At 36.4% G+C, this 22,518-nt stretch carries 21 protein-coding genes and 2 tRNA genes; 12 read left to right on the forward strand and 11 right to left on the reverse strand.

Features of this window, described 5'->3' with window-relative positions; genetic code table 11:
* Window positions 1–111: 111 nt before the first annotated feature.
* Both rimM and ABEB23_RS12200 read right to left on the reverse strand, forming a co-directional pair.
* On the reverse strand, window positions 112–636 hold the full coding sequence (gene rimM, locus ABEB23_RS12195) for a ribosome maturation factor RimM (RefSeq protein ID WP_348812882.1): 525 nt from the start codon (window positions 634–636) through the stop codon (window positions 112–114).
* A 14-nt stretch (window positions 637–650) separates the two neighbouring features.
* Window positions 651–1,199 carry a 30S ribosomal protein S16 gene (locus ABEB23_RS12200; protein ID WP_348812883.1) on the reverse strand — a complete coding sequence of 183 codons (549 nt, stop codon included), beginning with the start codon at window positions 1,197–1,199 and terminating at the stop codon, window positions 651–653.
* Between the two features lie 198 nt (window positions 1,200–1,397).
* On the opposite strand from ABEB23_RS12200, the gene ABEB23_RS12205 reads away from it, so the two are divergent.
* Together ABEB23_RS12205 and rbp are read left to right on the forward strand one after the other, a co-directional pair.
* Window positions 1,398–1,877 carry a DUF6252 domain-containing protein gene (locus ABEB23_RS12205; RefSeq protein ID WP_348812884.1) on the forward strand — a complete coding sequence of 160 codons (480 nt, stop codon included), beginning with the start codon at window positions 1,398–1,400 and terminating at the stop codon, window positions 1,875–1,877.
* Window positions 1,878–2,014: 137 nt separating this feature from the next.
* Window positions 2,015–2,368, forward strand: a complete 354-nt coding sequence (gene rbp, locus ABEB23_RS12210; RefSeq protein ID WP_348812885.1) for an RNA-binding regulator — start codon at window positions 2,015–2,017, stop codon at window positions 2,366–2,368.
* Window positions 2,369–2,542: 174 nt separating this feature from the next.
* Here the strand turns inward: rbp and leuB are convergent, their stop codons facing one another.
* The 5 genes from leuB to leuC all read right to left on the reverse strand — a co-directional run bounded on the left by leuB (window position 2,543) and on the right by leuC (window position 7,782).
* Window positions 2,543–3,604 carry a 3-isopropylmalate dehydrogenase gene (leuB, locus tag ABEB23_RS12215; protein WP_348812886.1) on the reverse strand — a complete coding sequence of 354 codons (1,062 nt, stop codon included), beginning with the start codon at window positions 3,602–3,604 and terminating at the stop codon, window positions 2,543–2,545.
* A 77-nt stretch (window positions 3,605–3,681) separates the two neighbouring features.
* The gene (locus tag ABEB23_RS12220; protein WP_348812887.1) at window positions 3,682–5,205 is read right to left on the reverse strand and encodes a hydroxymethylglutaryl-CoA lyase-like TIM-barrel protein; all 1,524 of its coding nucleotides are present in this window, start codon (window positions 5,203–5,205) and stop codon (window positions 3,682–3,684) included.
* A 118-nt stretch (window positions 5,206–5,323) separates the two neighbouring features.
* Window positions 5,324–5,626 carry an antibiotic biosynthesis monooxygenase family protein gene (locus tag ABEB23_RS12225; protein WP_348812888.1) on the reverse strand — a complete coding sequence of 101 codons (303 nt, stop codon included), beginning with the start codon at window positions 5,624–5,626 and terminating at the stop codon, window positions 5,324–5,326.
* Between the two features lie 73 nt (window positions 5,627–5,699).
* Window positions 5,700–6,296: a 3-isopropylmalate dehydratase small subunit gene (gene leuD, locus ABEB23_RS12230; RefSeq protein WP_348812889.1), complete on the reverse strand. Its 597-nt coding sequence runs from the start codon at window positions 6,294–6,296 to the stop codon at window positions 5,700–5,702.
* Window positions 6,297–6,387: 91 nt separating this feature from the next.
* Window positions 6,388–7,782: a 3-isopropylmalate dehydratase large subunit gene (gene leuC, locus ABEB23_RS12235; protein WP_348812890.1), complete on the reverse strand. Its 1,395-nt coding sequence runs from the start codon at window positions 7,780–7,782 to the stop codon at window positions 6,388–6,390.
* A 688-nt stretch (window positions 7,783–8,470) separates the two neighbouring features.
* Here leuC and dnaE point away from each other — a divergent pair.
* The 6 genes from dnaE to ABEB23_RS12265 all read left to right on the forward strand — a co-directional run bounded on the left by dnaE (window position 8,471) and on the right by ABEB23_RS12265 (window position 16,440).
* Window positions 8,471–13,015: a DNA polymerase III subunit alpha gene (gene dnaE, locus ABEB23_RS12240; protein ID WP_348812891.1), complete on the forward strand. Its 4,545-nt coding sequence runs from the start codon at window positions 8,471–8,473 to the stop codon at window positions 13,013–13,015.
* A 179-nt stretch (window positions 13,016–13,194) separates the two neighbouring features.
* Window positions 13,195–14,115, forward strand: a complete 921-nt coding sequence (locus ABEB23_RS12245) for an outer membrane beta-barrel protein (RefSeq protein WP_438861677.1) — start codon at window positions 13,195–13,197, stop codon at window positions 14,113–14,115.
* A gap of 321 nt (window positions 14,116–14,436) precedes the next feature.
* Entirely contained in the window at window positions 14,437–14,754 is a 318-nt protein-coding gene (trxA, locus tag ABEB23_RS12250; RefSeq protein WP_071184740.1) for a thioredoxin, read from the forward strand.
* Between the two features lie 222 nt (window positions 14,755–14,976).
* A complete protein-coding gene (locus ABEB23_RS12255; RefSeq protein ID WP_348812892.1) occupies window positions 14,977–15,915 on the forward strand; it encodes a DUF58 domain-containing protein in 939 nt (312 codons plus the stop codon).
* 86 nt (window positions 15,916–16,001) lie between these two features.
* Window positions 16,002–16,075: transfer RNA gene (locus ABEB23_RS12260), tRNA-Asp, on the forward strand.
* Window positions 16,076–16,366: 291 nt separating this feature from the next.
* Window positions 16,367–16,440, forward strand: a tRNA-Asp gene (locus tag ABEB23_RS12265).
* 279 nt (window positions 16,441–16,719) lie between these two features.
* On the opposite strand, the gene ABEB23_RS12270 is transcribed toward ABEB23_RS12265, so the two are convergent.
* Entirely contained in the window at window positions 16,720–17,220 is a 501-nt protein-coding gene (locus ABEB23_RS12270; protein ID WP_348812893.1) for a DUF456 domain-containing protein, read from the reverse strand.
* Between the two features lie 79 nt (window positions 17,221–17,299).
* On the opposite strand from ABEB23_RS12270, the gene ABEB23_RS12275 reads away from it, so the two are divergent.
* Entirely contained in the window at window positions 17,300–17,782 is a 483-nt protein-coding gene (locus tag ABEB23_RS12275; RefSeq protein ID WP_348812894.1) for a hypothetical protein, read from the forward strand.
* A gap of 146 nt (window positions 17,783–17,928) precedes the next feature.
* On the opposite strand, the gene ABEB23_RS12280 is transcribed toward ABEB23_RS12275, so the two are convergent.
* Window positions 17,929–19,014, reverse strand: coding sequence for a glycosyltransferase family 2 protein (locus ABEB23_RS12280; protein WP_348812895.1), 1,086 nt, complete (start codon window positions 19,012–19,014; stop codon window positions 17,929–17,931).
* A 20-nt stretch (window positions 19,015–19,034) separates the two neighbouring features.
* Window positions 19,035–19,979 (reverse strand): hypothetical protein, encoded by a 945-nt coding sequence (locus tag ABEB23_RS12285; protein ID WP_348812896.1) that lies wholly within the window; start codon window positions 19,977–19,979, stop codon window positions 19,035–19,037.
* A gap of 116 nt (window positions 19,980–20,095) precedes the next feature.
* Between ABEB23_RS12285 and ruvC the strand changes: the two genes are divergently transcribed.
* On the forward strand, window positions 20,096–20,650 hold the full coding sequence (gene ruvC / locus ABEB23_RS12290; RefSeq protein WP_348812897.1) for a crossover junction endodeoxyribonuclease RuvC: 555 nt from the start codon (window positions 20,096–20,098) through the stop codon (window positions 20,648–20,650).
* Between the two features lie 99 nt (window positions 20,651–20,749).
* Window positions 20,750–21,121 carry a four helix bundle protein gene (locus ABEB23_RS12295; RefSeq protein ID WP_348812898.1) on the forward strand — a complete coding sequence of 124 codons (372 nt, stop codon included), beginning with the start codon at window positions 20,750–20,752 and terminating at the stop codon, window positions 21,119–21,121.
* A 165-nt stretch (window positions 21,122–21,286) separates the two neighbouring features.
* Here ABEB23_RS12295 and ABEB23_RS12300 read toward each other — a convergent pair whose 3' ends face one another.
* Window positions 21,287–21,418, reverse strand: a complete 132-nt coding sequence (locus ABEB23_RS12300) for a hypothetical protein (protein WP_348813094.1) — start codon at window positions 21,416–21,418, stop codon at window positions 21,287–21,289.
* On the opposite strand from ABEB23_RS12300, the gene hemW reads away from it, so the two are divergent.
* Entirely contained in the window at window positions 21,356–22,504 is a 1,149-nt protein-coding gene (gene hemW, locus ABEB23_RS12305; RefSeq protein WP_348812899.1) for a radical SAM family heme chaperone HemW, read from the forward strand. The two genes, ABEB23_RS12300 and hemW, sit on opposite strands and share 63 nt — an antisense overlap.
* Window positions 22,505–22,518: the final 14 nt, after the last annotated feature.

Consider the following 22,518-nt stretch of genomic DNA (forward strand, 5'->3'; position numbering starts at 1 on the left):
GAAGGTTTCTGATTGAGGATTAACGATTGCTGACCCGAGCGATAGCGAACTGGCGAAGCATTTCAGCTGGTTATACAAATAACCAAATCAACGATTAACCGAATAAACTTTTTATAAATACATTTCAATAAGTCCTTCCGGTAAATCCATGACTACTTTTTTGTTTTCACGGTCTATTTTTACAAGGAAATGGTCAATCATTGGAATCAGTATTTCTACATCTCCGTTTTTTACCTCAAAGAGAGGCTGCGCGGTAGTATCGTTTATGGATTGAATTTTTCCAACAACACCAAGGCGCTTGTCTTCTACTTCAAATCCAATAACTTCATGAAAGTAGAATTTGTTACCGGTAAGTTTGGGTAACATTTTTAAAGGAAGGTATAAATCGTTGCCTAATAAGGCATCCGCTTCTTCTTCGGTATTTACATCTTCAAAACGAATTCTGAGAAAATCGTTTTTGTGCAGGGAACTGCTTTCAATAAAAAAAGGAACCAAGTGTTTGTTGCATTCAACAAACACTGATTCCAAGTTTTCGTATAACTCAGGTTCGTCCGTGTCTAAATAGGCAAGAACTTCTCCTTTGAAACTAAATTTTTTAGCGATTTTACCTAAATAGAAACAATCTTCTTTACGCATTTTCGCTGCTTAAATTATGCTTCAGTTGTTTCGTTATTTTCTTCTGCAGCAGGAGCTTCTTCTGAAACTTCCTCTTCTACAGCAGGAGTAGCAGCAGCAATAGCATCTGCTTCAGCTTGTGCAGCTGCAGCTAAACGTTTTGCGTTTACTTCTTGTTCTGCTTTGAAAGCTTTAGCTTTAGCGTCAGCTTGAACTTTAGTCAAACCGTCTTTTTTAGCATCAACTTTTCCAGCTTTTGCCTCTAACCAAGCAGCTAATTTTGCATCAGCTTGTTCTTGAGTTAAAGCTCCTTTACGAATACCTCCATCAAGGTGGTGTTTCAATAAAGCTCCTTTGTAAGAAAGAATTGCTTTAGCAGTATCAGTTGGTTGAGCACCATTGTGTAACCATTTAACTGCGCTATCAAGGTTTAAGTCGATAGTTGCTGGGTTTGTGTTTGGATTGTAAGTACCGATTTTTTCTAAGTATTTACCATCTCTTTTTGAGCGAGCATCTGCTGCTACAACCCAGTAAAAAGGTTTTCCTTTTTTACCGTGTCTTTGTAATCTAATTTTTACTGACATAATCTTATGATTAAATTTTGAGGTGCACGACCTCTGTTAATTAAGGGTGCAAAGATACATTTTTTATTTATATAAACTAATTGGTTTTCTATTTTAATGAGTGATAAAGTGTTACGGCAATTTTGATGGTATTTTTTTTGCTCATTTCCGTTTTTTTGTCGGAAATTCTATACTTTTGTTTCTTTAAATAATGATTTTATGAAAAAACTGTTTCTTTCTTTAATTGTACTTTTTTTATTGGCTTCCTGTGAGGAGAATGTTAAGTTCAATAATCCTTCATTGCAAGGCTTGAAAGATAATGTTTTTTGGAGAGTAGTTGATTCTAAAGCAACTCTTGCTTCGGATGGTTCTTTGCAAATCGAAGGCTATACAACGAATGAAAAATTGTTTTTAAAAACCACTTCTACTGCGCCTCAAACCTATTTTTTAGGAACAAGTGAATCAAAAAAAGCAAGCTATGAACTTTTAGGCAGTGGCGGCAGTATCATTTTTTCTACAGGATTTGGAATAGGGGATGGTCAAATTGTGATTACCGAATATGATGCCCTCAATATGACCGTTTCAGGAACTTTTAAATTTAATGCGGAAAACATTGCTAATAACCCTTTGGCGGGACCGAGTATCAATTTTCAGCAAGGAGTGTTTTATAAAGTACCGGTAGTTCCTGCACAAGAATAGTAGTGTTTCTTCTTGTAATCTGTCGGTTTTATAGTATTTTAATTTTTTTAATTCAAAATAAAAGCATAAATAACCTAATATATAGTAGATTAGAGAAAAATAAGTTTACATTTGTTTCATTATTTAAATAAGTACATATGAATATTTTTGTTGGAAGCCTTCCATTCAGTATTGAGGAAGCAGATTTAAGAGAGTCTTTCGAGGCATACGGAGCAGTTGATTCAGTTAAAATCATTACTGATAAATTTACAGGAAGAAGTAAAGGTTTTGGTTTTGTTGAGATGCCAAATGATGCAGAAGCTCAAAAAGCAATTGATGAATTGAACGGTGCTACTGTTCAAGGACGTGCAATTGTAGTAAACAAATCTGAGCCAAAACCAGAAGGCGAAAGAAGAAGTTTTAACAACAGCCGTGGTGGAGATTCACGCGGAGGTTACGGAAACAACCGTGGTGGAGATAACCGTGGTGGTGGTAACAGAGGAGGATATTAATATTTTTTTCTTTATATAAAAAAAAGGTGTCAATGTAAATTGACACCTTTTTTGTTGGGTATTATTTTTTGTTTTAAAGTTTAAAGTTGAGCAATAGCTAAAAAACGTTTAATGTTTTTTTAGATAATAACCTTGACTATTACTGAACTTTAAACAAAAGAAACTTTAAACTTTTTATAGATTAGCAACCAACCAATCACCTACTTCACTGGTTGAATAAGCTTTTGCTCCTTTGGCAGCTAAATCCTCGGTAACAATTCCTTGTTCTAGAGATTTGTTGACAGCCGCTCTAATAGCTTCAGCTTCTACTTTTAATCCAAAAGCATCTTCAAACATCATGGCTGCAGATAATACTGTTGCCAATGGATTAGCAATGTTTAATCCTGTAGCTTGTGGATAGGAACCGTGAATAGGTTCATACAATGAAGTATGTTCTCCGACAGATGCGGATGGCATTAATCCCATAGAACCAGAAATAACAGAAGCTTCATCTGTCAAAATATCTCCGAATAAGTTTTCGGTAATTAATACGTCATAAGAGTTTGGCCATTGTACCAAACGCATGGCAACGGCATCAACAAATTCATAACTTACTGTAACTTCTGGATAGTCTTTTTCCATAGCTTGTACAGTTTCTCTCCATAAACGGGAAGTTTCCAACACGTTTGCTTTGTCAACACAACATAATTTTTTGCTACGGGTCATAGCTAATTCGAATCCTTTTTTAGCTAAACGTTTTACTTCAGCTCTGGTGTAAACACAGTTGTCAAAAGCAGTTTCTCCATCGTCTCTTCTTCCTTTTTCTCCAAAATAAATTCCACCGGTAAGTTCTCTTAAGAAAACTAAATCAGTACCTTCAATACGCTCTCTTTTTAAAGGAGAGTTGTCAATCAAAGATGGAAAAGTAAAGGTTGGTCTCACATTGGCAAACAAACCTAATTTTTTGCGCATTAACAATAATCCTTGTTCCGGTCTTACGGGAGCACTTGGGTCATTATCGTATTTTGGATGTCCAATAGCTCCAAACAAAACGGCATCAGCTTTCATACAGATTTCGTGTGTTTCATCAGGATAAGGAACTCCAACTGCATCAATGGCGCAAGCTCCCGTAAGTGCAGGTGTCCAATTGATTTCGTGATTGAATTTTTTTGCAATGGCATCAGAAACTTTTACTGCTTCATTAACTACTTCTGGTCCGATTCCGTCTCCGGCTAAAAGGGCTATGTTAAATTTCATTTTTTAAGTATTTATTATTTTTAAGGTTCATAGTGGCAAAGATTCAAAGGTTCAAAGCTGAAAAATACTTTGTATCTCTAATCGGTAATCACGTTCAACATTTTTTGGGTCGCTACGATAGCGGCAACTGTTTGATCAGAATCCAATCCTCTTGTTTTGAATTCCTTTCCGTTATTCGTCCAGGTGATTATGGTTTCACATAAGGCATCTGAGCTACTTCCTGGCGGGATTCGAACAGCATAATCAATCAGTTTTGGTAAAGACATTTTTTTGCTTTTGTATATTTTTCCCAAAGCATTCATGAAAGCATCAAATTGTCCATCTCCTTGTGCGTTCTCTTCGATAATTTCGCCGTCTATTTTTAAACAAAGCGTTGTTGAAGGACGCATTCCTTTGGCGTGAACCAAGACATAAGATTCTACTACAATTTTCTCTTCGTAGGTTTGGCTATCCAAAACATCAGAAATAATATATGGTAAATCTTCTTTGGTAACAGTTTCTTTTTTGTCGCCTAATTCGATAATTCTTTGGGTCACTAATTTTAAGTCTTCCTGATTTAGTTTTAACCCTAATTCCTGAAGATTTTTTTCAATATTCGCTTTTCCGGATGTTTTTCCTAAAGCATATTTCCTTTTTCTTCCAAAACGTTCCGGAAGTAAATCATTAAAATATAAATTATTCTTGTTGTCTCCATCGGCATGAATACCGGCAGTTTGTGTAAATACGTTGTCACCAACAATAGGTTTATTCGCCGGAATTCGGTACCCTGTAAATGTCTCTACTAATTTACTCACAGAGAACAAGGAAGATTCTTTTACATTAATTTTTATTTCCGGTAAAAAATCATTGATTACGGCTACAGTACTTTCAAGCGGAGCATTACCAGCGCGTTCACCCATTCCGTTTACAGTAACGTGCAATCCGTGAATTCCTGCTTTTATGGCTTCCATGACATTGGCAACACTTAAGTCGTAGTCGTTATGAGCGTGAAAGTCAAAATGTGTATTGGGATATCTTGCTGTAATTTTTGAAATAAATTCAAAAGTCTCTGACGGAATTAAAACCCCTAAAGTATCAGGCAATAAGACTCTTTTAATGGGTTGCTTAGTTAAAAAGTCCAGGTATTGAAATACATATTCAGGGGAATTACGCATTCCGTTGCTCCAGTCTTCTAAATATACATTGGTATCAATATTGTTATCTTGAGCCAATGCAACAGCTTGAGCAATTTCGGTAAAATGTTGTTCCGGTGTTTTTTTTAATTGATGCGTCAAATGATTGAGCGATCCTTTGGTCAATAAATTTTGAACTCTGGCGCCGGATTTTTTCATCCAGTCTATGGAAAGTCCTCCGTCTACAAAGGTTAAGACTTCTATTTTATCACTGTATCCTTTTTCTTTGGCCCAAGCCATGATACCTTTTACACCTTCAAATTCTCCTTCACTTACACGTGCCGAAGCAATTTCGATTCGATCAACATTTAATTCTTCCAGCAATAATTGCGCAATGGTTAATTTTTCTGCAGCAGAAAATGAGACTCCTGATGTTTGTTCACCATCACGAAGTGTCGTATCCATTATTTCAATTTTTCTTTTTCCCATATTGATTAAAAAAGTTGTGACAGATTAAATTGTCGGTATTGTTAAAAACAATTTGCAAGTATTCGCTTGATATATGCAAATTGTCTTTTTATGTTTTAATGCTAAAAAGCAAATCGTATTATTTTTTATTTTCCAATATCATTTCAAAATGCTCCACAACCGGAAAAGGGTCATAATAATGATGAAGCAATTTTTTCCATTCTAAATATTCGTCAGATTGTCTAAAACCAACCGTATGATCTTCAATTTTTTCCCAATCTACAAGCAGGATGTATTTGTTTTCCTGTTCAATGCATTTTCTTAAGCTATGACCAATATAGCCGTCAATTGCACTGATATATTTTCCTGCTATTTCAAAATCTTTCTCAAACAGTGATTCCTCACCCTTCTTTACTTGCAGAATAGCAACTTCTAAAATCATACTCCTATTTTATTTATAAACCCGACAGGTTTTAAAAAAAGCTGCCGGGTCTCTTAACTAAAAGTGATTTATCTTAGTAAGGAAGCTGATTGGCAAACCCAACAATTTCTTCTTTAATGTTTTGCAAATAATCAATATCATCAAAACCATTCAACATATTGTTCTTTTTGTATCCGTTGATAGCAAAAGATTCTTGTTGTCCTGTAGCTAACAAAGTAATAGTTTGCGCTTCAAGGTTGATTTCTAATTGTGTGTTTGGATCTGCTTCAATCGCTTTGAAGATAGTTTCAGCAAATTCTGGACTAACTTGTACAGGCAAAACGCCAATGTTTAAACAGTTTCCTTTGAAGATATCTGCAAAGAAACTGGAAACAACTGCACGAAATCCATAATCGTAAACAGCCCAGGCAGCATGCTCTCTTGAAGAACCTGAACCAAAGTTTTTTCCACCTACTAATATTTTTCCGCTGTAAGTTGGGTTATTCAATACGAAGTCAGCTTTTGGAGTATCATCTCCGTTGTATCTCCAGTCTCTGAAAAGGTTGTCTCCAAAACCTTCACGTTTCGTAGCTTTCAAGAAACGAGCTGGGATGATTTGATCGGTATCCACATTTTCTATTGGTAGCGGCACTGCACTACTCGTAAGGATGTTAAATTTATCGTATGCCATTTTTTTTTGCTTTAGGCTGTAGGCTTTCCCTACAGTTGTATTATAAATTATGTTTTTTTGCTTAAAGCATATTGCTTAAAGCGTAAGGCTTTTAGAACAAGTCTCTTGGGTCTGTTAATTTCCCGGTAACCGCAGCAGCTGCAGCCATAATTGGACTGGCTAATAATGTTCTTGAACCAGGACCTTGACGACCTTCAAAGTTTCTATTTGAAGTACTTACAGCATATTTACCTGCTGGTACTTTGTCATCGTTCATCGCTAAACAAGCTGAACAACCTGGCTGACGCAATACGAATCCAGCTTCAGTAAGAATATCCAATAGACCTTCTTCTTTGATTTGTGCTTCTACCACGTGAGAACCAGGGACTAACCAAGCGGTAACATTATCTGCTTTTTTTCTTCCTTTTACAATTTCTGTAAAAGCTCTAAAATCTTCAATTCTACCATTAGTACAACTTCCTAAGAAAACGTAGTCGATTTGTTTTCCAATCATTACGTCATCTTCTTCAAAGCCCATATAGGCCAAAGATTTTTTATAAGTTTCCTCGCCGCCTTCCACTTGGTCAGCACTTGGAATATGTTTAGAGATACCAATTCCCATTCCTGGATTTGTACCATAAGTAATCATTGGTTCGATATCTGCTGCATCAATATTCAATTCAGCATCAAAAACAGCATCAGCATCAGTTTTTAAAGTTTTCCAATACTCCACTGCTTTTGTCCAAGCCTCTCCTTTTGGAGCGTATAATCTGCCTTCTAAGAAATCGAAAGTTTTTTGGTCAGGAGCAATCATTCCGCCACGGGCACCCATTTCGATACTCAAGTTACAAACAGTCATACGACCTTCCATAGACATATCTTCAAAAACATTTCCAGCGTATTCAGCAAAATATCCTGTACCTCCGGAAGTAGTTAATTTTGAAATGATATACAAAGCCACATCTTTTGGTCCAACACCTTTGCTCAAAGTTCCGTTTACGTTGATACGCATTTTCTTTGGTTTCGGCTGCATGATACATTGTGTAGCCATAACCATTTCTACCTCAGAAGTTCCGATACCAAAAGCAATAGCACCAAAAGCACCATGAGTAGAAGTGTGAGAATCTCCACAAACAATTGTAGCACCTGGCAAAGTAATTCCGTTTTCAGGACCAACTACGTGTACAATTCCGTTTTTTTGGTGACCTAGTCCCCAGTGTGAAATACCATATTCTGCAGCGTTATCTTCTAATGCCTTTAGTTGATTAGCAGACAAAGCGTCTTGAACCGGTAAATGTTGGTTTATAGTTGGGGTGTTGTGATCGGCAGTTGCAAAAGTGCGTTCTGGGTATAAAACCGAGGTGCCTCTTGTTTTTAAACCTAAAAAAGCAACAGGACTGGTAACTTCATGGATGAAATGACGGTCAATAAAAAACACGTCTGGTCCATCTTCAATTTTACGTACTACATGTGAATCCCATACTTTGTCAAATAATGTCTTACTCATTTTAATTTTTTTTAAGTGTATTTCTTTTTTTTACAACCATTGCAATTCACCATGATTGTAACAATGGCAACAAATCTAAAAAAAGAAATATAGGAGTCAATTATGCTATTTCATTATAATACGATACCCAAACGGGTTTAAAAATAGATTAACGCATTAGTTATACTATTTTGGGGGTAATGAAGCTGCTTTATTTTTACTTTAAATTCTTTTTTTATAAAATTTTATTGTTGCTTTTTGCTTTTTTATAATTTGCAAATTTATTGTAAATTCAATCATAAAACTGGTTATTGCGTTAAAATAATATAACAAAATGAAACAAAATCGTAATAATTGGCAATAAATTAGTCTTTATTTATTTCGTTGAAAGTAGTTTTGTCTAGGATTTTGTACCTGAAAAAAGAGACTGTTTGTATGTTTGCGGGAGTGCTATTTCCTGATGAAATACTACGACATCCAAAAAACAGATATTCTTGTTTATTTTGTATTTTTTAACGTACTATTATTGAAATGTTTGTGAATTTTGCAATCAGAATTTAAGTTTGAAGAATTTGATGAGGCGACTTAGATTCAGATTTTAGAGACATTTTTTTGTTAATAACTTAGCTATTTCATTAGCCTAAAAAAACCTAAATTTGAAATTCATTTTTTGTATTTTTAAATAAATGCAAACACTTTATTTACAGTTATGTACTTAATATTCGATACCGAAACCACAGGATTACCCAAACGTTGGGACGCACCCATAACCGACACGAACAACTGGCCACGTTGTATTCAAATCGCATGGCAGTTGCATGATGATATGGGTAAACTCATCGAACATCAGGATTATTTGGTGAAGCCGGAGGGGTTTAATATTCCGTATGATGCCGAACGTATTCACGGTATTTCAACCGAATTGGCAGAAGCTGATGGAGTTTCTTTATCTGAAGTTTTGGAGAAATTCAATATTGCTTTAGGTAAAGCCAAATTTATTGTGGGTCAGAATCTAGGTTTTGATGTGAATATTATGGGCTGTGAGTTTCACCGAATGGGAGTTGATTCACCAATGGCCTCTATGCCGGTTCTTGATACTTGTACCGAAGTTACGGCATCATTATTAAAATTACCGGGTGGTCGCGGTGGTAAATTTAAATTACCAACCTTAACGGAATTACACAGTTATCTTTTTGATAAACCTTTTGCGGAAGCACATAATGCTACTGCCGACGTGGAGGCAACTACGCGTTGTTTTTTGGAGTTGATCCGTAGAGATATTTTTACGAAAGAAGAGCTCGATGTTCCAGCCGGCTATTTTCAGGATTTTCAAAATAGGAATCCAAGAGAGATTCAACTCATTGGTTTAAAACATATTAATTTAAAAGAAGCTTCTGATAAAATTCGTCAGCAGCTTCAAACGATAGAACAGGACACAACGCAAACTACTATTTCAGAAGCAGATAAAAAAGATTTTTCTGCGGCTAAGTTTGCGCATTTACACAATCATACCCAGTTTTCGGTTTTGCAATCCACCATCGGGATTGGGCCTTTAGTTTCTGCTACCGCAAAAAATAGTTTCCCTGCCGTTGCGATGACTGATACGGGAAATATGATGGGAGCCTTCCATTTTGTCAGTGCGGTAATGAATTACAACAAAGGGGCTTCTGCAAAAAATAAATCATTGGTTGAAAATGGGGAGGAGCCAACAGAAACTGAGATTAAGCCGATTGTAGGTTGTGAATTTAATATTTGTGAAAACCATTTTGATAAATCCAAAAAAGACAATGGGTATCAAGTGGTCCTGTTAGCCAAAAACAAAAAAGGCTACCATAATTTAGCCAAAATGGCTTCGATTGCTTATACAGAAGGTTTTTATTATGTACCCAGAATCGACAGAACTGTTGTAGAAAAATACAAGGAAGATATCATGGTTTTGTCTGGGAATTTATACGGAGAGATTCCGAGTAAAATTCTGAATATTGGTGAGAACCAGGCCGAAGAAGCTTTGATTTGGTGGAAAGAACAGTTTGGAGCTGATTTTTATATAGAAGTCATGCGTCACCAGCAAGAAGATGAAAATAGGGTGAATAAAACCTTAATCGAGTTTTCGCAAAAGCACAATGTAAAGTTAATCGCTACCAATAACACCTATTATGTAAATAAAGAAGATGCGAATGCACACGATATTTTATTGTGTGTGAAAGATGGTGAAAAACAAGCCACACCTATTGGTCGTGGTCGTGGGTATCGTTATGGTTTGCCAAATCAGGAATATTATTATAAGTCGGAAGAGGAAATGAAAAAACTCTTTGCCGATTTGCCGGAAGCCATTATCAATATTCAGGAAATTATAGACAAGGTTGAAATTTACTCACTGTATCGTGATGTATTGCTTCCCAAATATGATATTCCTGAGGAATTTATGATTCCCGAAGACGAAGCGGATGGTGGAGTTAGAGGTGAAAATAAATATTTGCGCCACCTGACGATGGTAGGTGCTGAGAAAAGATATGGTGAAATTACCCCTGATATTCAAGAACGATTGGATTTTGAGTTACTGACTATTTCTAATTCCGGATATCCAGGTTATTTCTTGATTGTACAGGATTTCATCGCCAAAGCCCGGGAAATGGATGTTTCCGTGGGACCGGGTCGTGGTTCGGCTGCTGGTTCAGCGGTGGCCTATTGTTTAGGGATTACCAATATCGACCCCATTAAATACGATTTGCTTTTTGAGCGTTTCCTGAATCCGGATCGTGTATCCATGCCCGATATTGATATCGATTTTGATGATGAGGGTCGTGGTCGTGTAATGGATTACGTAATTAATAAATACGGCGCCAATCAGGTAGCGCAAATTATCACTTATGGTAAAATGGCGACCAAATCGGCGATTCGTGACACGGCACGTGTATTGGATTTACCGTTATTTGAAGCCGACAGAATTGCGAAACTGATTCCCGGAATGATGCCGTCGAAATGGAATTTGGCACGTTTTATTTCAGAAGATGAAGGCGATGTGAAAAAAGCATTAAAATCATCTGAGGAATGGGATAAAGTAAAAGAGTTGATTGGTATTGCTAATACAGATGATTTGGCGGGTGAGACCATACAGCAAGCAAAAATTTTAGAAGGTTCCATGCGAAATACCGGAATTCATGCGTGTGGGGTAATCATTACGCCTGATGATATTACGAATTTCGTTCCTGTAACCACAGCGAAAGACTCCGATTTATATGTGACCCAATTTGACAACTCTGTGGCTGAAAGTGCTGGATTGTTGAAGATGGACTTCTTGGGTCTGAAGACCCTTACCCTTATTAAAGACACGGTTAAACTGGTCAAATACAGAACTGGAGTAGAGCTTAATCCGGATAATTTTCCGATTGATGATGTGAAGACGTATGAGTTGTTCCAAAGAGGAGAAACAGTAGGGGTTTTCCAATATGAGTCACCCGGAATGCAGAAATACATGAAGGATTTGAAGCCGACTGTTTTTGCGGATTTAATTGCGATGAATGCGCTTTATCGTCCAGGACCTTTGGAATATATTCCTTCTTTTGTTCGCCGTAAAAATGGGGAAGAAGAAATCAAATACGATTTGGATGCCTGCGAAGAATATTTGGCAGAAACCTACGGAATCACAGTTTACCAGGAGCAGGTGATGCTTTTGTCGCAAAAATTGGCCGGATTTACAAAAGGTGAGGCTGACGTTTTGCGTAAAGCGATGGGTAAAAAGCAGATTGATGTCCTAAATAAAATGAAGCCTCAATTTGTTAATCAGGCGGCGGAGAAAGGTCATGATCCGGTAGTTTTGGAAAAAATCTGGAAAGACTGGGAAGCCTTTGCGAGTTATGCTTTTAATAAGTCGCACTCGACCTGTTATGCCTGGATTGCCTATCAAACGGCTTTCCTGAAAGCGCATTATCCGGCGGAATATATGGCGGCGGTACTTTCAAATAACATGAATGATATCAAGCAGGTTTCGTTCTTTATGGAGGAATGTAAACGTATGGGGTTACAAGTTTTAGGACCGGATGTCAATGAGTCATTTTACAAGTTTACTGTAAATGATGATTATGCGGTACGTTTTGGAATGGGAGCTATTAAAGGAGTGGGGTCCGGAGCTGTTGCGACGATTGTAGAAAACAGAAAAGACGGAAAATACAAATCGATTTTTGATTTGACCAAACGAATTGATTTGCGTGCTGCGAATAAGAAAGCCTTGGAGAATCTTGCTTTAGCGGGAGGTTTTGATTCGTTTTTAGGAACTACACGTGCGCAATATTTTCATGATGATGGCGATGGAATTACCTTTTATGAAAAAGCGATTCGATATGGCTCTAAGTTTCAGGAGAATGAGAATTCCTCGCAGGTGAGTTTGTTTGGCGATACCAGTGAAGTCCAGATTGCAGAACCGGTTGTGCCGCCTTGCGAAGACTGGAGTACAATGGAAAAACTTGCTAAAGAGAAAGAAGTTGTTGGAATCTACATCTCTGGGCATCCTTTGGATGATTACAAATTTGAGATGAAACATTTTTGTAATGCCAGATTAGAAGCCTTGAAAAACTTGGAAGCTCATGTGGGTAAAACCTTGGCTTTTGGTGGAATTATAAATAATGTGCAACATAGAGTGGCTAAAAATGGAAAAGGCTGGGGGATGTTTTCACTCGAAGGATATGATGAGAGTTATGAATTTCGAATTTTTGGGGAAGAGTATCTGAAGTTTCGTCATTTTCTTATTCAAAATAATTTTACCTACATGAAAGTGGTGGTAAAAGAAGGATGGGCAGACAAAGAAACCGGAAAAAAAGGAGAGCCAAGAATGCAGTTTATGTTGATACAGTATTTACAGGATGTGTTGCCGACATTTGCAAAAAAACTTATTGTATTGCTGAATATTAATGATTTGCAAACTGAATTTATACATAGATTAAGCCATCTTTTTCAGGAGAATAAAGGTGATAATACCGTTACTTTTGAAATTATGGAATTGGAAAAAATAAAACGAATTATCGAAACCACTTCTGATTTTGGGGAGAATGATGATGTGGTTTTTGTTGATGAAAACGAAAATGAAGATTCGGATGCAGTTCTACTTGAAGCACCACAAATAAATACTACCACAGAAATAGAAGAGATAAAAGTGGTAACCAAATTAAGTATGCCAAGCCGAAAGTTGAAAGTCAAAATCTCTAATGAATTATTAGTGGAATTAGAGAAAATGCAAATTAATTTTAAGTTGAATTAGGTTTTTTTTAGCGTTAAATTTAAATAGGTTTTGTGATTTTTTAGTTAAAAGTATGCGTGCATAGTAAATAATTTACCTAAAGACTGAGAAATGCATTAAAAGTGCATTTAAGCGTCTGAAGTGTATAAAAACATTGGTTAAAATTATTTTAAGTTTGCGCAAATTAATTAATAAAAATCATGAAAAATAGTTTGTTATTAGGGCTTTTGGTATGTAGTATGACCATGATGGCTCAAACAGAAAAAAAAGAAAGTTGGTATTTTAAATTAGGAGGTTCTTATTTTATACAGACTGCTGCAACAGAATTTCCAGTTGTTTCAGGACAATTGCCAAACACTGATGTATACGCTGCAGATGGGACTACTTTGGCTTCCAGAGAAACTAATCATGGGTCTTTTGGAGAAGGATTTCGTACAGGTTTAAATGCAGGATACCGTTTTTCACCGCGTTTTGGTGTTGAGATGGGATTTAATTTTTTCACGAGCAATAGTAAAACAATGGTTGAAACGGTAAATAGATTAGTAGCTGCCGGTCCAACTTTTGTAACCGGTAAAGCCGAAGGACAAATTACTGCATTTGATTTTGCTCCAGCTGTTGTTTTGTTTTTAGGTGAAAGCAAAGGATTTGAGCCTTATACTAAGGTAGGGGTTATTGTTCCTGTTGTAGGAGATTTGACTATTGAAACCAGAAGAACTTATACCAATCCGCTTGGAACTACAAATACGTATACAAAAGATGTAATATTGCCTAATCCAACAGTTGGTTTTATGGCTGCTTTAGGTACATCTTATAAATTAGGTAAAAACATCTCTGCTTATGCTGAATTGGAATACCGTAATTTTACAGTTCACGGAAAATCGAAAGAAACAGAAGTGTATACTGAAAATGGTGTAGATAAATTAAACACACCTACTGCTTTTCGTGCGGACGCATCTTACTCTGCCAGTCACGTAAATTATGTAGAACAAATTAATACAACTTCAAACAGTAAAGTAACAAATGCAGCTGGTTTTGACAATACTAAAGCAACTGATGATATTAGTTCTTATGTTGGAATTAGCGGATTAGGTTTGACTCTTGGGTTGAAATACAGTCTGTAATTAAAGACGATTACTATACAATAAAGACTTTCTGAAAAGAAGGTCTTTTTTTGTTAGTATGGAATGCAACTAAAGGTCTTGAAATCCCAAAGGCCCTAGCCCTGATGGAAGCGGCATCCTTTTATGGTCTTTTTTCGGACCATAAAAGATATAGCGTACAGCAGGAAAAAGCTCCTAAAGAAACCCAATTTAGGGAACCGAGAATAAGGAATAAGAATTGACAATGTACTTATAGCCAAAACTAATTTGCGAATAGTGTTTGATTAGTTTTTAATTTCTAAATTTGTACTCAAGTTTTAAACTTTTAAACAAAGATATATTATGGCATTAGCAATAACAGATGCTACTTTTGAAGAAGTAGTTTTGAAATCAGATAAACCGGTAATGGTTGATTTTTGGGCAGCATGGTGTGGGCCTTGTCGAATGGTTGGACCAATCATTGACGAATTAAGTAATGAATACGACGGAAAAGTGGTTGTAGGGAAAGTTGATGTGGATGCAAACCAAGAATTCGCTGCAAAATACGGAGTGAGAAATATTCCAACTGTGTTGGTTTTTCATAACGGAGAAGTTGTAGGAAAACAAGTAGGAGTAGCTCCGAAACAAACCTACGCAGATAGTTTAGACGCTTTGTTGTAATCGGTAGATTATGATTTATATAAGGAAAGGTTTGGCGAAAGTCAAGCCTTTTTTTTTGTTGAGTTTACAATGTTTAGATTAGACCAATAAAAGTCACAGCAGATTCGTGAATTGAAAAAATGGTTTTAAAATCAATGAATCAGTGGTTGTGCCATTTTCTGTTGCAATCTTTAAATTTTCCAATAATTCAATCTTTTGATACATTTTTAATACATTTGAGAGATGAAGATTGAATCACAAATAGAGAAAATTTCCAGTTTCCAACATTTGGAATTGTTAGCCAATCAGGTAGTGGAGGGTTTTATATCGGGTATGCACAAAAGTCCGTTTCATGGCTTTTCGGCCGAATTTGCCGAGCATAAAGTCTATAATGTAGGGGAGAGCACCAGGCATATCGATTGGAAATTATTTGCCAAGACTGACAGATTGTATACCAAGCGATTTGAGGAAGAGACGAATTTGCGTTGTCATATTATCATTGATAATTCTTCTTCGATGCATTATCCCAAATTAAAAGACAGTCAGTCTTTTTTTGAAAACAAAATAGGTTTCTCAGTTCTGGCTTCGGCTGTTTTAATGAATCTCTTGAAGAAGCAACGCGATGCTGTGGGACTCAGTGTGTTTTCGGATAAATATGAGTATTATGCGCCCGAAAAAGGCAGTGAGCGTCATCACCGAATGATCTTGAATGCTCTTGAAAACCTTCTTGAGAATCCAAAGGAAAAGAAAAGCACCGATACAATTACTTATTTGCACCAAATAGCGGAGAAAATTCACCGTCGTTCGATGATTATTCTGTTTACCGATATGTTTCAGTCAGGCTCCGATGCGCAGGGAGAAGAAAAGTTGTTTAATGCGTTGCAACATTTGAAACATAATAAACATAAAGTGGTTTTGTTTCATGTAGTGGACAACAAAACGGAGTTGAAATTTGATTTTGACAATGCGCCGAGGAAGTTTATTGATGTAGAAACGGGAGAAGAGGTAGCTATTTTTGCCGATAATGTGAAGGAGGAATATGAAAAAGAGGTCGAAAGTTACTTTAAAAGGCTTGCGTTAACCTGTGCTCAGAACAGAATTAAATACATTCCGGTGGGTGTTGGTGAAAATTTTGAAAAAATATTATTGACATATTTAGTTGAAAAACAAAACTTTGGATAATTTAGCAGCGTTTTATTTAAAATTCTCTATAAAAACACTTGCGTAAACGAAAATCTATTGTATCTTTGCCACCGCAATAAAGCAGAGGTTTGGTAGTTCAGTTGGTTAGAATACATGCCTGTCACGCATGGGGTCGCGGGTTCGAGTCCCGTCCAGACCGCTAATATTGGGAAAGCCTTTCGTAACAGAAAGGCTTTTTTTGCCAATATACAGTATCTAAAGCTAGTTGTGTTGTTTGGTCGGCCTTGTAAGCTGACCGGGTTTAGTAGTTAGACCAATGAAAAGCTTTCCAATGTTTCTGGATTTATTTCGGGATCTACGGATGGCTTTTTTGATTTATAGATGTTCCGAATTCATTTTTTGATTTATTTGCATTTTTTAGGATTGAATCCGTAAAAAATACTTGCGTAAACAAAAATCTATCGTATATTTGCCACCGCAATAAAGCAGAGGTTTGGTAGTTCAGTTGGTTAGAATACATGCCTGTCACGCATGGGGTCGCGGGTTCGAGTCCCGTCCAGACCGCTAATATTGGGAAAGCCTTTCGTAACAGAAAGGCTTTTTTTGCCAATAAGCAGTATCTAAAGCTAGTTGTGTTGTTTGGTCGGCCTTGTAAGCTGACCGGGTTTAGTAGTTAGACCAATGAAAAGCTTTTCGCCTCGGCGAACGGCTTTTTTGATTTTAGAGCAGTTTATAAAAACATTTTGGATTTCTTCTGGATCATAACAAACTATATAAGTTTAGATTTTCAATTAAAAAGTCTTAAATGTTCTTACATGGCTTTGGGTTGTTTTTTGGATACTCTTAAAATAATCCCCATTTATACTGCCATACAATCCATACAAACAATCCCAGATACATCATGCATACGACAAACTTCATAAAACTGGAAGCCAAGAAGCCTATGAAGGATCCTGTGGCGGCTTTCAAAGCCCTGTGATGATCTTTTGAATTGTAAATAAGTTCTCCAATAAAAGCGCCTACAAAAGGACCAATAATGAATCCCAAAGGTACGGGCGCAATAATCCCAACAATCAAACCGATATTCGTTCCCCAAATTCCATAACTACTACCTCCAAATCGTTTGGTTCCTTTGGCCGGAATGATATAATCTAAAATAGAAATAAGAATAGTGACCAATAAACTGATGCCTAAAATATAATAATTGGCCGGAACGGTATCCGTAAAATAGAGTAGTGCCAATCCAATCCAACTGATGCTTGGGCCGGGTAAAACGGGTAAAAAACTCCCGAAAATTCCAACAATCATGCATAGAAAACCGACAATCAAAAGAAGAATATCCATAAATTAATTTTTAGTATTTTTGAAAATTAAAATTGTACTTTTAAATAAATTTAAAACAGTTTTTGTTTCGTTAACGAATATGAGAAAAATATTTCCAATACTACTTTTATTAGTACTACTTTTTAACTCCTGTCAATATTTTGACCAACAAATCCCTTCGGAAAAGGAATTGTTGCAAAAGGAATTAAAATCAATTAATTGGAAAGAAGTTGATGAATATCCGTCGGTGGTAGATTGCGAAAAAATCGATAATAAAGAACAACGCCAACAATGCTTTTTTGAGATTTTAACGCAACTTATTCAAGAGAAATTAAGTGTTGACACCCTGTCTGTTTTGTATCCGGAACTGGATACCATCGAGGTTAAAGTGACTATTTTTCCAAATGCCACGATGAAATTTGAACCACAATTCCCAAAAGATTCCGTGGCTTACGACAAAATTAAAATTGACAGTATCCTCAAAACGCGTTTGGTTGATTTTCCAAAAGTAAATCCGGCTATCAAACGCGGTATTCCCGTAAAGACCCAATTTATACTTCCCGTTATTCTAAAAGTAGAGTAGATTTTATTCTGTTTTTTTTGAAGCTATTTACCTCGTCAGTTTGTTACGCTTGTGTCCAGTTATGCTATAGCCACGCAGAAAAAGCGAGGGATTTCGATACAATCTGGGCTGGAGCCGTAAAGAAAAACAATCATCGTAAACGCAATCTAGAACTTTCGCCCTTTCCATTCATATTTACCGAATAAGGAATACAAAGCGACACTCACACTAAAAAAAGGATACCATAAACTGCCCAAAACCAAATGGTGCAGTTTGGTTCTTGTCAAAAAACGATTGGCTTTTTTAATTAAAATGGCATCAATCGTAAACTTTAAGATAAATAATAATAAGACATTCTGAAAAGCGGTTAAGCCCAGCAACCAATAACCATAAGCCAAAAGCCAACACAAATTCGCCGCAAAAACCAATAATCCCAATGCTTTTCCGAAACCACTTTGATAGGAACTTGTTTTTGACGCCCACCGTACTCTTTGATAGAATAATGATCTCCAGGAATTCAAAGGTTTTGTAGTTACGATAGTGTTTTCAGACTTCAGATACTGAACTTTTTCAGGTGATTTTGCAACCGCTTTTTGCAGCAAAAAAACATCATCGCCACTGGCAATACCGTCATTTCCTTCGAAACCATTCAACTCTTGGAAAAAAGTTTTGGTATAAGCCAGATTGGCACCATTGCACATAAAAGCTTTTTGGATGCCAAAACTTCCAATCGTTGCTCCTTGCAGACTGGCCAAATCCAATTGCTGAAAATGATGTAAAAAAGAATCCTGACAATCGTAAGTAACGGCGCCGGCAATCATCGAAACAGCATGAAACTGAATATAATTATCTAATGTTAATAACCAGTTTTTGTCTACTGTACAATCAGCATCGGTGGTAATAATCCAATCAGTGGTTACCTGCTGCATGGCGCTTACAATGGCATCTTTCTTCGGCGAATTAGAAACCCGAATATTCTTTATTATCTGAATACTCAATACTGAATACTGTCCCGTCGCTTCGGGACTGAACACTTCTTCTGATTCATCATCAACCAGAATCACTTCAAACAATTCCACAGGATAATTCAATTTCGAAAAACTGTTTAACAGGATGGGCAGGTTTTTGGCTTCATTCCGGAATGGAACGATAATCGATAATTTGGTTTTTGGCTTTAAGCCAGTGTATTCAAAAGAATTGATTTTTGTGAATCCATAAATCAGCACAGCTATCGCTAAGCAATATAAGAGCATGATTATGTAGAAAACAAAAATCATATGGTGGTTTTGGTTTTAAAATTCAACACATAATAACTTCCTATTACTACCGGTAAAACCACATTCAGGAACCACATCAAAGTCGAGATAAAAATCACAATCCATTCGTTCACTCCTAATATTCCAAAGAAATAGACAGCGACACTTCCTTTTACGGCAAAGTCCAAAAATTGAAATGTAGGCAAGGAAGAAGCTAGGAAATAAACAGTGGTAATGGTGGCAATCAGTGTCAAATAAGGTAAATCAACATCAAAGGCCAGAAACAAAAAGTAGTATTGATGTGAAAAAACCAAATAGCGACAAATGGCCAAAAGGATGTTTTTTTGATGAATGAATTTTGGAATTTCGTTAATCTTGTGAATCATTTTTTCGATGGAATAGCCCTTGATAGTGATTTTTTTGACGGAAAATAAAACAACAAAAACGATTAGCAGAATTCCAAAAAGAACAATTACAGTTTTGGTGGTAATCACATTGTATTGGGCATTGAAATACAATAAACCAAAAATCCCAAAAATAACGGTTAAAACCATTTGGATTCCATTGCAAATCAGATTTAAGAACAAAACTTTTTTAGTGTCCTTTTTCTCAAAAAACAAAGCTTTTCCCGCATATTCTCCCACGCCATTGGGCGTAAAAAGTCCGGCGGTCAGAGCGGCAAGAACTTGTTTAGTCGCTTCAGCCAAGGATATTTTATGAATAAATCCAACTAATGTCTGCCATTTCAATATCTCAAAAAATCGATTCAAAACACTCAATAATAGAATAAAACTAATCCCGGAAACCGACTGGTTTTTTTGGAATAAAACAATGAATTTCTGCCAATCCAGTTTATCGTTATTGGCCAGTTGATTGTAAATAAAATAAAACGCACCACCTACAATCAAAAGTTTGATCAGAAGTACGAGGAATTGCTTAGTTTTGTGAGGTATTGAAATCATGAGTACAAAGTAAAGGAAAAACTAGTACACATTTCTACATGGTTTTCTAATCCGTATTGAAGTATCTTAAATAATAAAATAAACTTTGTGCCTTTGCGCCTTAGCGGTTTAAAAAAATGGCAAACGAACGCATCATATTAGGAATTGATCCAGGAACCACCATTATGGGGTTTGGATTGATCAAAGTCATCAATAAAAAAATGGAATTTTTGCAACTCAACGAATTGCAATTGTCCAAATATGACAACCATTATCAGAAACTGAAAATCATATTTGAGCGCACCATTGAGTTAATTGATACCCATAATCCAGACGAAATTGCGATTGAAGCACCTTTCTTTGGTAAAAATGTGCAATCGATGCTGAAGTTGGGACGAGCGCAAGGTGTTGCCATGGCAGCCGGACTTTCGAGAGATATCCCGATTACCGAATATGAGCCCAAAAAAATAAAAATGGCTATTACCGGAAACGGAAATGCCAGTAAAGAACAGGTGGCCAAAATGCTCCAGCAATTATTGGGGTTAAAAGAATTACCAAAAAACCTCGATTCCACCGATGGATTGGCGGCAGCGGTTTGTCATTTTTTCAACTCAGGAAAAATTGTTGCCGGTAAAAGTTATTCGGGTTGGGATGCTTTTGTAAAACAAAATGAAGAAAGGATAGAAAAATAGCGGTCAGTGGTCAGTTTTTTAGTGGTCAGTGTATGACTGGTGAAAATGGTGCTCAATAGGATTGGATAAAAGATAGTTTTCAGTTTTTAAAAATGTAGTATGAGATTTCAAGATTTATTAGCTTATAAAAAGTCGTTTGCACTAGCAATGAAGATTTTTGAAATTACAAAATCGTTTCCAAAGGAAGAAACCTATTCCTTAACAGATCAAATTCGACGTTCCTCAAGGAGTGTTCCCGTTACAATGGGTGAAGCATATAGAAAAAGGATTTACCCTAAACATTTTTATAGTAAACTGACCGATTCTGACGGAGAAAATTCAGAAACGCAAGTTTGGTTAGAGTTTGCCTTATCTTGTAAATATATTTCTGAATCTATTTACCAAGAACTTATTTCTGAAAGTTTAGAAATAGGAAAACTAATTAATTATATGATATTAAATCCTGAGAAGTTTGGAGTCAAAAAGGAGTGATCAGTGGTCAGTTTTTTAGTATTCAGTTGGGAATCTTAAATGTAGTGGTGAGTGTTCAGATTAGTAATATTCAGTATTGAATTAGACCACTTCCTTGAAGTCTAAGCATTTGAAAACTGACCACTGACCACTTTTTCAACTGATCACTTTCTTATAGTCTGATTACTAAAAAACTGACCACTGACCACTATTCCATGACTGACCACTAAAAAACTGAATACTGAACACTACTAAATGAGCGGCATTTACATTCACATACCATTCTGCAAGCAGGCTTGTCATTACTGCGATTTTCATTTTTCGACTTCTATGAAGAAGAAAGAGGAGATGGTTTTGGCTTTGGCCAAAGAAATTCAAATGCGTAAAAGTGAGTTTGAAAGCGATCCCGAATTCTCGGGAGTGGAAACTATTTATTTCGGAGGAGGAACGCCTTCGGTACTGAGTTCAGAAGAAATTAATTTTTTGATTGAAGCCGTATACCAGAATTATACTGTAATTGAAAATCCGGAAATCACCCTCGAAGCCAATCCGGATGATTTGTCAAGTGAACGGATAATGGAATTATCCAAAAGTCCGATCAATCGCCTAAGCATCGGGATTCAATCTTTTTTTGAAGAAGATCTCAAAATGATGAACCGTGCACATAATGCTGCAGAAGCCGCAAGATGTCTGGAAGAAGCTACCAAATATTTTGATAATATTTCCCTCGATTTAATCTACGGAATTCCGGGTATGAGTAATGAGAAGTGGAAACAGAACATTGAAACAGCTTTGTCTTTTGGAATTCCACATATTTCGAGTTATGCCTTGACCGTAGAGCCCAAAACGGCTTTGAATAAACTCATTCAAACCGGAAAAATTGCGGAACCTAAGGACGAAGTGGCTCAGGAACATTTTGCCATTTTGGTGGAAATGCTTGAAGCAAATGATTTTATCCATTATGAATTATCGAATTTTGGAAAAGCTAATTATTTTTCAAAGAACAATTCGGCTTATTGGTTGGGCAAAAAATACATAGGGATTGGTCCTTCAGCGCACAGTTATGATGGCGTTTCCCGTAGCTGGAATGTTTCGAATAACTCCCTTTATTTAAAATCCATTCAGGAAGATAAATTGCCCAATGAAATCGAAGTCCTTTCGGTTGCTGACCGTTACAACGAATATGTCATGACGGGTTTGCGAACGATTTGGGGCGTCTCTTTGGACAGAATTGAAAAAGAATTCGGAAGTAAATATTTAAATTATCTCACTAAACAAGTTCAGAAATTCTTGAATGACGGATTGGTTTCTATTGAAAACAATATTCTTAAGCCAACTCCAAAAGGAAAGTTTTTGACGGATGGAATTGCAAGTGATTTGTTTTATATAAATTCGGAGGTTTAACCGCAAAGTTCGCA

The organism is Flavobacterium maritimum (assembly GCF_040049085.1).
Lineage (GTDB): Bacteria > Bacteroidota > Bacteroidia > Flavobacteriales > Flavobacteriaceae > Flavobacterium > Flavobacterium maritimum.